Consider the following 11811-nt stretch of genomic DNA (forward strand, 5'->3'; position numbering starts at 1 on the left):
CTCAGTCGACCAGCGCTGTCCCGTCCAGCGTGAAATCCATCAGGCGCTGGCCCTTGTCATGGCGGGGCCAGTCGGCCAGCCCCCGGCCATTGGGGTCGCCAGTCTTGACGAAGTTGACCAGATAGGCGCTGATCGTCCGGCCCATCTGATTGTCGCGCGGGCTTGTCTGCGCCCCATATTTCATCGCCTGCGTGTCGAAGAAGAAGGGGATGTCCGTGGCATGATAAGCCTGCGTCCCGCCGACCGCCGTCGCCACATAGGAGAAGCGATAGGCGTAAACGGGCTCGCCCTTCGCTGAGAACAGGGACGCCAGATTGCGCGCGCCTGCGATCATCCGGCCATCGGGGCCGCCGATATCCGCGCTGGTCGCGCCGATCATGATCGGTATCGGCCTGAACCGATCCGCGCGATAGGCGTCGGCCGCTTCCACCGCGCTTTCGCCGTCGATGACAGGGCTGAAGAAGGCCGGCTTCTCGGGCGTGCCCATATGGGCGAGGTTGAGATCGCCGACCACCTGTTTCGCAGTTAGCGCGCGCAGCCGTTCCGCTGCATCAGGTGAATCTGATTCTATCCCCTGGCTGCGGCCGAAGGTGATCGCCAGCGTTTCGGCATCGGCGGGCGTGGACAGGGCACCGGACTGCCCGTCGCTGCCGGACATGATGACGGCACGCTGGAACAAGCCTTGCGCCAGAGGCGATGTCAGCAGCGCATGTGCCGACCGTCCCCCCGCGCTTTCGCCGACCAGCGTGACCTGTGCAGGGTCGCCCCCGAAGGCTGCGACATTGCGACGCACCCATTGCAGGGCCGCAATCTGGTCCAGCAGGCCATAATTGACCGCCTGATCCGCGCCCAGAGCCGGATGGCGGAAGGTGCCGAAGCGGCCCAGCCGATAGTTGAAGCTGACCACCAGTACGCCCTGCCGTGCCAGATTTGCGCCGCTATAGGTCGGAGGGGACGATCCGCCATTCACGAAGCCACCGCCATAGATCCAGAGCATCACCGGCAGCTTGCCCTTGGCCTTGGCCGGCTTCCAGACATTGAGATAGAGGCAATCCTCTGCCGGTGCGGTTCCCAATGGCGCAGCGTCACTGGGGAAGGGCTCCTGCATGCAGTCGTTGCGATAGGCGGTGGTGTTGCGGATGCCGGTCCAGCGTGGCGCGGGCTGGGGTGGCTGCCAGCGGAGCGCGCCCGTGGGCGGCGCGGCGAAGGCGATGCCTTTCCAATGCACTCCATCCGCGTCGGTCGTGCCACGAACCCGGCCGGATTCGGTCCGCACGACCGGTGCGGATGTTTGCGCCGAAGCAGCGCAAGGCGCCGCCAGCACCAGTGTCAAAATGACGCAACAAACCTGTCTCATGGCGCACCACACTCCTCTCTATGCCGCAGGAAATGGCATGTTTTCATCCATATACCAGCTTCGACAGGGTCGTGCACGCCAGGCTGCGGCAAGTCGGGCGGCGTACCGGATGGTCGCACTGCTTAATGATTAACCGACTTTTCAACGGCACGGCGCTGCGATAGAATTTGCCGAAGAGGCGGTTGGATGGCCAGCGGGGCGTCGCCTTCCGATCATATGTTTCGTCAAAGCGGGGGTGTCGCAGTGTCTTATCGTGTCATGCAGGCAATTTTCTGCCTGCAGCTCGCCATGTCGGCGGCTGTGGCATGGGCACAGGTGCCGGCAAAATCGGCCATGACTGTGGGGGCTATAGTTGTGAAGCCTTGTCAGATATCCGATCGCGACAGTGAAAATATGTGTCACACCAATATTCGCAAGACGATGTCGGATGTTGCGTCTCATATTGTTGCCGGTGATGCGGCGATATCTGAAAATCTTTCCAATTCCCGTTTCGCATTTGTTGAATATGAATTTTAAATTATCATGTCATTATCGAATTGATTTAGGATGCTATTTGGTGGTTAGGTCCATAGTGAACGATTCGACCAAAGTCTAAACGTCGAAGTAAGATTCCGTTAACTCTCTGGAGCGATACTTTCCACAGCAAAACATGCTGAGCTCGGAGAGTAAGATGTCCCGTTCCCGACTAGTTGCGGCGCTCTTTGCCGTTCCGCTGATGATCGCGAGCGGTGGCACCGCTCAGGCCGCTACCGCCACCACGACCTTCCCCGTGACCGCCACCGTCATCAAGGCGTGCATCGTATCGGCCACGCCGCTCGCTTTCGGCAATTATGATCCGACCGCCTCAGCGCCCAATGATGCGAGCTCGACCCTGTCGGTCCTCTGCACGGTGGGTACGTCCTACACGGTGGGCCTGACCCAGGGCACCGCATCCGGCGCGACCGTCACCACGCGCAAGATGTCTAACGGCGCCAATCTGCTCAACTATGCGCTTTATCAGGAAACCGGTCGCACCACCAATTGGGGCAATACTGCCGGGACCGACACGGTCGCCGCGACCGCACCGGTGGGAGCGACCACGCTGACCGTCTATGGCCGCATCGCCGCTGGCCAGAATGTGCCGATCGGCGCCTATAGCGACACGATCACCGTCAACGTCGTCTACTGACGCGACGGTTCTGGCGGAGGCTGGCATGCGACATCCTCTCCTGCGCGGTGCGATTGCGGCGCTGATGGCTTTTATGGTGCCGGCGACGACCCATGCCACGACGCTGAAAATCTATCCGGTGCTGATCCAGCTGGATGGCAAGACGCTGGTCCAGACGATGACGATCGAAAATAGCAGCGATGCACTGGCCCGCATGCAGGTTCGCGTCGTCGCCTGGCGGCAGGATAATGGGCAGGATCTGTTCGAGGATACGCGCGACATCCTGGCCAATCCGCCCTTGTTCGAGGTCGCGGCCGGCGCGCAGCAGATTGCGCGTTTCGGTCTGCGGACCACCGCCGGCACGACCGAGAAAAGCTATCGTATCTTCCTGGAGGAAATCCCGACCGAGCGTCCGCTGGCCCCCGGCGAGGTGCGGACCCTGCTGCGCGTCAGCATCCCTATTTTCGTGCCAGCGCTGGGCGCGCAGCCTTCGCTCGACTGGCAGATCTCCGGTACGGGCGACAAGCAGGTCATGGTTTCCGTGCGTAACACGGGCGGCGCGCATATTCATCTCAACCGGATCGACATCAGGCGCGCGGACGGATCGGCCCTGACGGCGCGTCAGGAATCCATCTATATCCTGCCGGGCGCGGCGCGCAGCTTCCTGCTCGATGCCCCCGGTGCGATCCGGGCAGGGGAGAAACTGACGCTCGACGCCACCAGCGATACGCAGCGCCTGTCCGTCAATCTCGTCAGCCAGGCGGGATCGCATGGCGACGGGGACCGTTAGAGCGGCGCTGCTGTTGCTCGGCATCCTTGGCGCTGGCGGTACCGCCCGGTCCGAGGAGCCTGCTCCCGCCGGCCTGCCGGCCGCATCGGACCCGGCGCCTGCCATGCTGCTCGTATCGGTCAGCATCAATGGTCAGCCTCAGCCCGAAACCTATCTGGTCGCCCGGCGTGGCGATGGCTTTCTCGTGCGGGCTGACGATCTGGTCGTTTGGCGCATCCGGCCGCCTCTGCTCGACCCAATTCTGCTGGATGGGGAACGGTTCGTGCCGCTGGCGGCGATCGGCGGCGTGACGGCGGCGTTTGACGAACTGCAACAGGCGCTCAAGCTTATCGTACCGCCCGCCGCCTTCCTCGCCAATCGGGTGTCGGCGGCACAGGCCTTGCCGCAACCGACTGACAGCGCCTTTGCGGCCTTCTTCAATTATAATCTGTCAGTGGAATATGCTGACAAAGCGCGGATCGGTGCCTTTGTCGAAGCCGGCATGTCCGACGACTGGGGTGTGATTTCCAACAGCATGTTGCTGGGCAACGGCACGGTCTATGGCCGTGCGACGCGGCTCGACAGCTATTATATGCGGGATGATCCGGTCAGCCTGACGCGGCTGGTGGTCGGCGACAGCGTGACCGATGCGCGCGACTGGTCCCGCCAGGTCCGCTTTGGCGGCATACGTATTGGTACGGAGTTCGCCCTACAGCCCAGCCTGTTGACATTTCCCACGCCTTCGCTGGCGGGCAGCGCGGCCGTGCCGTCCAATGTCGAACTGCTGGTCAACGGCACCCAGCGGTTTCAAACCGATGTCGATCAGGGGCCGTTCTCGATCAATCAGGTGCCCCTCGTCACCGGCGCGGGGGAGGTGACGCTGGTGGTCCGCGATCCGCTGGGCGTAGAGCGGCGGATCAAATCCTCTTATTATGTCAGCAGCCGCTTGCTGCGCGCGGGCCTGTCCGCCTGGTCGGCCGAAGCTGGGGCGGAGCGGCGTGACTATGGATTGCGCAGCTTTCGCTATGCCGCCCCCTTCGTCGCCGGCACCTATCGCCGGGGCCTGACCGACTGGATCACGGTGGAAGGGCGGGCAGAGGCAAGTGGCGATACCCAGATGGCGGGCGGGGGCATCACCATGGTGATGGTGCCGCTGGGCGAATTCAGCCTGGCGGCGGCCGGCTCCAACGGGAAGGAGGGGCAGGGCTTTCTCTATCGTGCCGCCTTCAACCGTAACGCCCCGACCTGGAATGTCGCGCTCAGCTATCAGCGCGCCAGCCGGGATTATCGGGAGATCGGCGTGGAGCGTGCCTCCGAACGCATCATCGAACAGATACAGGCGGCCGGTGGCCTGACCTTCGGACCGATGGGTACGGCCGGCATCTCCTACACCAGCCTGACCTACGCGGACGGGCAGAAAGCGCAGGTGCTGTCCGGCAATTACAGCCTGTCGGTGCGCGATCGGGCCTTTGTCAGTCTTTATGCGATCCACAGCCGCTTTTCCGAAACCGGCCGCGACACCAGCCTGGGCTTCAACCTGACCATCCCCTTCGGTGCGCGCAGCAGCGCCTATCTTCAGGCCGGGACGGACGGCACACGTGCGGAAGTGCGTAGCACGCCGCCGGTCAGCGGCGGCTGGGGCTATCGTCTCGCCAATTCCACCGGCAATAACGGGCGGCAGCAGGCGGAAGCGCAATGGCGCGGCGATGTGGGGGAGATGACCGCCCAGATCGATCATGCCGGCGGGCAGACTGGTATGCGCGTCACTGGCCGGGGCGGCTTGCTGATGGCCGATGGCGCGCTCTTCCCAACACGGCAGATGGAAAGCGGCTTCGCAGTCGTGCGCGTGCCCGATCAGGCGGATGTGCGCGTCTATCAGGAAAACCGTCTCGTCGGTCGCACCAATGCGCGGGGCACGGCGATCATCCCGGACCTGCGTCCCTATGAGGTCAATCGTCTCAGCATTTCTGCGGCGGACATACCGATCGACGTGCGCATGCCGGAGGATCAGTTGCTGGTCGTACCGCGCTATCGCGGCGCCGTCAGCGCCCATTTCGTGGCGATCCGCGAACGGCCCGGCACGATCATCGTCGTTATGCCTGACGGCAAGCCCGCGGAGGCTGGAAGCGGCGTGTCGGCCGGCGTCGAAAAATCCTTCGTCGGCAATGACGGGGAGGTGTTCCTGCAAAATCTCCATGCCGGCATGGTCCTGACCGTGGATGCGGCCGGCGGCCCCTGTCATGTCAGGCTCGACGCCCTGCCCGATCAGGTGCTACCCACTATCGGGCCGTTACGGTGCGTGCGGTGAGGAGGGACAGGATGGGCTTGCGCTTCTATCTCGGCATGATCGCGCTGCCGGTGTCGGCGGTCACTCTGCCTGCCCCGGCGCAGGCCGCCTGTGACATATTGGCGCTCTGCACCTGCACCGTATCGGCCACCGGCGTCGATTTCGGTACATATAATCCGGTTTCGATCATGGACAATGACAGTTCGGGCACCGTCCGCGTGCGGTGCAGCCTGGTGCTGGCGCTCGCCGGCAGCTACACGATCCAGTTGAGCCGGGGTTCATCCGCCACCTATGCGCAGCGGAGCATGGCCAGCGGCGCATCGACGCTGCATTATAATCTCTACACCAGCAATGCGCGCAACCAGATCTGGGGTGACGGAACCGGCGGATCGCTGTCCGTGACCAATACTTTCACCGCCTTGCTGGGTGTCGACCAGACCACGACCGTCTATGGCCGGGTGCCGGCGGGCCAGAATGTTGCGCCCGGCGGCTATAGCGATACGATCTTGGTCACGATCATATTTTGACAGGTTGGATAATGGGTCGGACGCTTGCCGCCCCGCCGCCGTCAGGGCAGCGGAGCGGCACGTCGCTGCCGATCAGGGATAGGCGAAGCGCAGCGTCGCGAACACGGTGCGCGGGCTGCCATAGAAGTTGCCGCGCCCGGTCGAGGATATGCGCGCATAGTAAGTGCGGTCGAACAGATTGTTGACATTGACCGACAGCGACAGCCGGTCGTTCATCTTGTAACCTGCACGCAGGTCCGCGATCACATAGGCGCCCTGCCGCACGATGGTCGATCGTGTCCGCAACGTCCCGTCCGTATTCCATATCGCCGCATTGCCGCCGAAGGTGGAACTCAGCCAGGTCAGGCCGCCACCGATGCTGAACCCGTCCAGCAGGCCGCCGATCGGCGCATAGTTAGTGAAGACCTTGGCCGAATGTTTGGGGATGACCGGCACGACCGAAATCCCCTCATAGAGCGCATTGCTGTCGCGCAAATATTTGTTCTTGTTGTAGCTGTAGCCGCCATTGATCCGCCAGCCCGGCGTAATTTCCCCGCCCGCATCGAACTCGATCCCGCGCGACCGCACCTTACCGATCTGAAGCACGACGTCGGGCAGGTCGGGGTCGTTGAACAGCCGGTTCGACTGAGTGATCTGGTACGCGGCCAGCGACAGCAGCAGCTTGTCCTGGAACAGGGATAGCTTGGTGCCAGCTTCATATTGATCGCCGATCAACGGTTCGATCTGCCCGCCATCGACCCGCGGCAGAGTCGATGTCTGCGGCGAGAAGCTGTCGGCGTAGCTGCCATAGATGTTCCAGCTGGACGTCACGTCCCACACGATGCCGCCATAGGGCGTGAATTGGGCATCCATGCTATAGCCGGTCGGCGCCAGCTTGCTGGGCAGTAGGGTTTGCGAATCCGTCGACCACCATGTCATGCGGCCGCCGCCGACCAGCGACAGGCCCTCGATCGGGCTGATCCGCATCTGCCCGTATATGCCATATTGTTCGACCTGCGTGTCGCTCGCGCCATAGACCTGCGTGACCGCGCCATAGGGGCCGACATAGGCCGGCAGCGGGCCATAGGGATCGAGCGGCGGTTCAGCCGGCGACACCGGATTATAGACGTCGATCTGCGCATAGCGGCTGAGGCGCGTGTAATAGGTTCGCGCGGAACTCGCCTGATAATCCATGCCCAGAATCAGTGTCTGATCGCGCCCGAACAGCGGGAAGCTGCCCACGCCGTTGAAATCGAAGGAGCGCGTGCTGTAGCTGTTGTCGCCGCGATAGGCGATGTGCGACGTGACCCCGTTCGTTTCCGTCACCGGCGCGCTGCCGATATAGCTGTAGACGTCGATGCGATCGACTTCGGTGTAGAGGCCGGTAGCCCGCAGCGTCCAGTGATCGCTGATCCGGTGGGTCAGTTCGGCAAAGGCCGACCAGCTTTCCGACCGGAAACGGTTCCAGTCGGCCCCGACATAGGTGGAGCGCGGCACGTCCAGCAACTGCCCGTCGCTGCCATCCGCGCCGCCGATCAGGCCGGGCAGGCCGGTCTGGATCGCCGGCTTGAACCGTTCCCATGTGCCGCCCACGGTGAAGGTGGTGCGATCGCCAATGTCGATTTTGCCGACGCCGAACGCGCCGACGCGGTTGCGATGGGCGATGTCGTAAAACTGGTCCTGATCCTGCACCATCGCGCCGAAGCGGACGGCGACGCCCTGCGCCAGCGGCGCGGACAGGTCGATCTCGCCACGCTTGTTCTGATAGCTGCCGTAGCCGAGCGAACCCTGCAGTTTGAACTCGTCCAGCGGCCGCTTGCGTACCAGATTGATGCTGCCCGCTGGATTGCCCGATCCGCTGAACAGGCCAGCCGGGCCGCGCAGCACTTCCAGCCGTTCGTAGAAGAACAGGTCGGGAATGACGGCAGGGGAATCATAGGCACGGGTCGGCGTCCCATCGACCAGATAATTGTTGATGGCAAAGCCGCGCGAATAGAAGGTCGCGCCTTCGCTGCCCACGCCGTTGACGGTGATGCCGTTGGTCGCGGTCAGCGCATCTTCCAGCGTGAAGAGATTTTGCGCCTCGATCTGCACGCGGTCGATGACGGTAACCGTATTGGGTACGTCCTTCAGCGGCGTGACCGTCTTGCCGACCTCCTGGCCATAGCTTTTGCCGAGGACGATGATATCGGCGCGGTCGGCGCTATCGCCCTCTTCGGCGGCCATGGCGGCCGAGCCGATAGCCATATTGGCAAGGGCGAGCCCGGTCAGGCTGATGGCGGATCTGAATATATGATTCAATGGAAACCTCCCTGTAAACGGGGTGCCCCTAGATCATTTAGCTATTGCAAGTCACTATCAAAATTGACTTCTTCGTTTTTGTTCAATGGATTGCGCAAACTGGCGGCGGGCATCTCTTGTCCGGATGAGAAAGGCTGGTCCCGCATCAATCCTGCCTTGCCGGAATAAATGTCGCTTCGGCCGCTGGCGGGCCTGTCCAGCGGCGGGCCAAATAGGCTATGAGCAGGCGTCATAGGTCGCGGGCGGAACCCGGCGCATCGAGAAGGTTTTAATGCACATGCCCAAACCGACTTCGCTTTCTCTGACCTTCGATTGCTGGAGCCTGGGGCTGGAGGCCTGCTCGGTCATCGGTATGCGGCTGCCCCGGCTCATGACCGGCAATGCTGCGGCGCTGGCCGAAGCGCAACTGATGGTCAGTGAGAAGATGGAAGCGGCCGCCACGTTGCAATGGAAGATGATGACCGGCGGGTTGGGCACGTCGGGACCGGCCATGCTGGATGCGTCGCTGGCCCATTATCGCAAGGCGGTCCGCAAGAATAAGCGGCGTCTCGCCGGAGCGGAACGGCGCCGGCAAGGCGGACAAGGCGCGACCTTCTTCTGAAAGACCGACCCGCCGGCTTTTGCCTTAAAAGTCCATGCTGGCGGAAAGCGCATCTGCTGCGCCAGCCCGACATAGAAGATTATATCGCCGGGCGATCAATAGCGTTTGCTGGTGATTGTATCGCTGTGGCCCCTTAACGTCAGTGCGCGGTCGCCGGCCATCTACCCCTCGTAATTCACGCCCATATTATAGGCTGACGTGCGATCAGTGCATAGCGATACTGCGAATATGTCGCAATTGCATTCGTGCTGCACATGCGCAATAGGGACCGGATCGGCATAACGGATCAGCCATCGGAGTTCGGGTGACCAAGCGCGTCTTCTTCCAAATTCACTGGTTCCTGGGCATCACCGCCGGGATCGTGCTGGCACTCATGGGTGTCACCGGCGCGACCATGAGCTTCGAGGACGAAATTACCGAAGCGCTCACCCCCCGCCTGTTCGCGCCGGGCGTGCCATCCGGAGTGGACCTGTCACCCGACCGGCTGATCGCCCGGATCGAGTCCGACCATCCCGGCTATTATGTCGCGCGCCTTGATTGGGAGGCGGCACGCGATCGCAGCCATGCGGTCCGGCTGCTGGCCAGCGAAGGGCGCGGTCGCATGCAAGGGCAGGTCGATCGTGCTACCGGGCGCTGGCTGGGTGAACCGGCTGGCGCCGGCTTCTTCCACCTGATGGACGAACTGCATCGCTGGCTTGCCTTGCCCGGCGGCGGCAACGGTATCGGTCGGCAGATTACGGCATTCAGCGCCATTTCGCTGATCTTCTTCGCCTTGTCCGGCCTCTATCTGCGCTGGCCGCGGCAGGCGCTGGACTGGCGCGCCTGGATGGTGCTGGACCTGCGCAAGACCGGCCGCAACCTGTGGCGCGCGCTGCATGTCGTGATCGGCACATGGGTTCTGCTCTTCTATCTGCTCAGCGCCTTGACCGGCCTGTGGTGGAGCTATGACTGGTATCGCCAGGGCGTCCTTTATGCCCTGACCGGCAAGGCTGGTGGCGAGGAGGGGCGACGTGAAAGCAAGAAAGACGAGGTAGCGCCGCGCCCGGCGATTGATCCGGCCTGGACCGCCTTCCGAAGCGCCACAGGCGATACCTATGTCTGGTTCCGCATCACCCGTCCGGCACCGGCCCAGCCGATGAAGGCGATCAGTTTCGATGCCCGACCGGCCGGCGCGCGCCACCTGCGCCAGACCGACCGCTACAGCTATGATCCAAATACGATCGCGCTCAAGAAGCGTGACCTTTATGATCGCCGGCCGCTGGGCACCATCATAACCCAGAGCATGTATGAACTGCATCGCGGCGCATTTTTCGGCCTGCCGGGCCGGATCGCGCTGCTGCTGACCAGCCTCACCATGCCCCTGTTCACCATTACCGGTTATCTGCTCTATCTGTCGCGGCGCCGGCGCAAGCGGGAGGCGAAGGCGCTGGAGGCCGGTATCGCCTTGCCCGCAGGAGCGGGACCGGGCGACCTGCTGATCGCCTATGCCAGCCAGACCGGCACGGCCGAAATCCGCGCGCGCAACGCGGCGCTAGCTTTGGCGCAGGGGGGCGTGCGGGCACAGGTAGTGCCGGTCGGCAAGCTGACACCGACGCTGCTGGCGGAGAGCCAGCGCCTTCTGCTGGTAGTCAGTACCTATGGCGAGGGCGAGCCGCCAGACATGGCGCGCGGCTTTGCATCGCGGCTATTGAGCGGGGCAGGGCCGGATCTTGGCCATCTCCACTATGGCATATTGGCGTTGGGCGATCGCGAATATCCCGATTTCTGCGCCTTCGGCCACCGGGTGGACGATTGGCTGCGGGCGGCCGGCGCGACCAAGCTCTTCCCGCTGATCGCGATGGACCATGGCGATCAGGCGGCGGAACGGCAGTGGGACGCTGCCCTGCACGATCTGGGCGCGGCCGAGGCCCGGCGCGGACAGACCGTCATTCCATTCACGGCCTGGACATTGGTATCCCGCCATATGCTCAACCCGCATAGTGACGCGCTCAAGGCCTTCCACCTGCAATTCGAGCCGACCGCCGCCATGGATGGCGCATGGGAAGCCGGCGACATTGTCGAGGCTCAGCCCTGCAACGCGCCCGAAGCGGTCGATGCCTTGCTGGTCGCACAGGCACGAGATGCCGACCTGATCGACCTGCCGGCATCGCTGCGCGATCATCTGATGACGGCGATGCTGCCTGATGCCGGTCATCCCATCACGGCAGAGGCGGCACGGGCGCTGCGGCCCCTGCCGGTGCGCGAATATTCGGCGGCTTCTATCACCGCGGACGGTACGCTCGACCTGGTAATCCGCCAGGTTCGGGGTGAGGATGGCCGGCTGGGCGTGGGGTCGGGCTGGCTGACCGCGCATCTGCCAGTGGGCGCGACCACCCTGCTGCGCGTGCGCCCCAATCCCGGTTTTCGCGCCGATCCGGGGCAGGGTGGGGCGCCGCTGATCCTGATCGGTAACGGCACCGGTATAGCAGGCCTGCGCGCCCATCTGCGGGCGCAGGCGCATGACGGGCACAAGGGGCACTGGCTGCTGTTCGGGGAGCGGACCCGGCGCCATGAAAGCTTCTTTGACGATGAACTGTCGGTTTGGATCGCGGATGGGACGCTCGCCCGTCTCGACCGCAGCTTCTCCCGTGACGAGGATTGCGGGCGCTATGTGCAGGACATGCTGCCCGATGCGGCATCGACCCTGATCGACTGGGTCGATCGCGGCGCCACGATTCTGGTCTGCGGCAGCCTGGAGGGCATGGCGCAGGGCGTGCATGAGGGGCTGGCCCGGATATTGGGCGAAGCCACGCTGGAACATCTGGCCGAGGATGGTCGCTATCGCCGGGACGTCTACTGACCGG

The 11811-nt window shown here is 63.5% G+C and carries 9 protein-coding genes; 7 read left to right on the forward strand and 2 right to left on the reverse strand.

Translation table 11 applies throughout. The annotated features are described in order from the left end of the window. Window position 1: 1 nt before the first annotated feature. Entirely contained in the window at window positions 2–1357 is a 1356-nt protein-coding gene (locus RQH62_RS00800; RefSeq protein ID WP_311266847.1) for a carboxylesterase family protein, read from the reverse strand. A 186-nt stretch (window positions 1358–1543) separates the two neighbouring features. Here RQH62_RS00800 and RQH62_RS00805 point away from each other — a divergent pair, with 186 nt between their 5' ends. The 5 genes from RQH62_RS00805 to RQH62_RS00825 all read left to right on the forward strand — a co-directional run bounded on the left by RQH62_RS00805 (window position 1544) and on the right by RQH62_RS00825 (window position 6087). After that, window positions 1544–1873, forward strand: coding sequence for a hypothetical protein (locus RQH62_RS00805; RefSeq protein WP_311266848.1), 330 nt, complete (start codon window positions 1544–1546; stop codon window positions 1871–1873). A 154-nt stretch (window positions 1874–2027) separates the two neighbouring features. Then, on the forward strand, window positions 2028–2525 hold the full coding sequence (locus tag RQH62_RS00810; RefSeq protein ID WP_311266849.1) for a spore coat U domain-containing protein: 498 nt from the start codon (window positions 2028–2030) through the stop codon (window positions 2523–2525). Window positions 2526–2550: 25 nt separating this feature from the next. Next, complete coding sequence (locus RQH62_RS00815) at window positions 2551–3294, forward strand: fimbria/pilus periplasmic chaperone (RefSeq protein WP_311266850.1); 744 nt, start codon at window positions 2551–2553, stop codon at window positions 3292–3294. Beyond that, on the forward strand, window positions 3275–5581 hold the full coding sequence (locus RQH62_RS00820; RefSeq protein ID WP_311266851.1) for a fimbria/pilus outer membrane usher protein: 2307 nt from the start codon (window positions 3275–3277) through the stop codon (window positions 5579–5581). Before RQH62_RS00815 ends, RQH62_RS00820 begins: the two co-directional genes overlap by 20 nt. 11 nt (window positions 5582–5592) lie before the next feature. After that, window positions 5593–6087 (forward strand): spore coat U domain-containing protein, encoded by a 495-nt coding sequence (locus RQH62_RS00825; protein WP_311266852.1) that lies wholly within the window; start codon window positions 5593–5595, stop codon window positions 6085–6087. 72 nt (window positions 6088–6159) lie between these two features. Here RQH62_RS00825 and RQH62_RS00830 read toward each other — a convergent pair whose 3' ends face one another. After that, on the reverse strand, window positions 6160–8367 hold the full coding sequence (locus tag RQH62_RS00830) for a TonB-dependent siderophore receptor (protein WP_311266853.1): 2208 nt from the start codon (window positions 8365–8367) through the stop codon (window positions 6160–6162). Between the two features lie 277 nt (window positions 8368–8644). Here RQH62_RS00830 and RQH62_RS00835 point away from each other — a divergent pair, with 277 nt between their 5' ends. After that, window positions 8645–8968, forward strand: coding sequence for a hypothetical protein (locus RQH62_RS00835; RefSeq protein ID WP_311266854.1), 324 nt, complete (start codon window positions 8645–8647; stop codon window positions 8966–8968). A gap of 304 nt (window positions 8969–9272) precedes the next feature. Continuing rightward, window positions 9273–11807: a sulfite reductase flavoprotein subunit alpha gene (locus RQH62_RS00840; RefSeq protein WP_311266855.1), complete on the forward strand. Its 2535-nt coding sequence runs from the start codon at window positions 9273–9275 to the stop codon at window positions 11805–11807. Window positions 11808–11811 lie beyond the last annotated feature (4 nt).

The organism is Sphingobium sp. WCS2017Hpa-17 (assembly GCF_031843765.1).
Classification (GTDB): domain Bacteria; phylum Pseudomonadota; class Alphaproteobacteria; order Sphingomonadales; family Sphingomonadaceae; genus Sphingobium.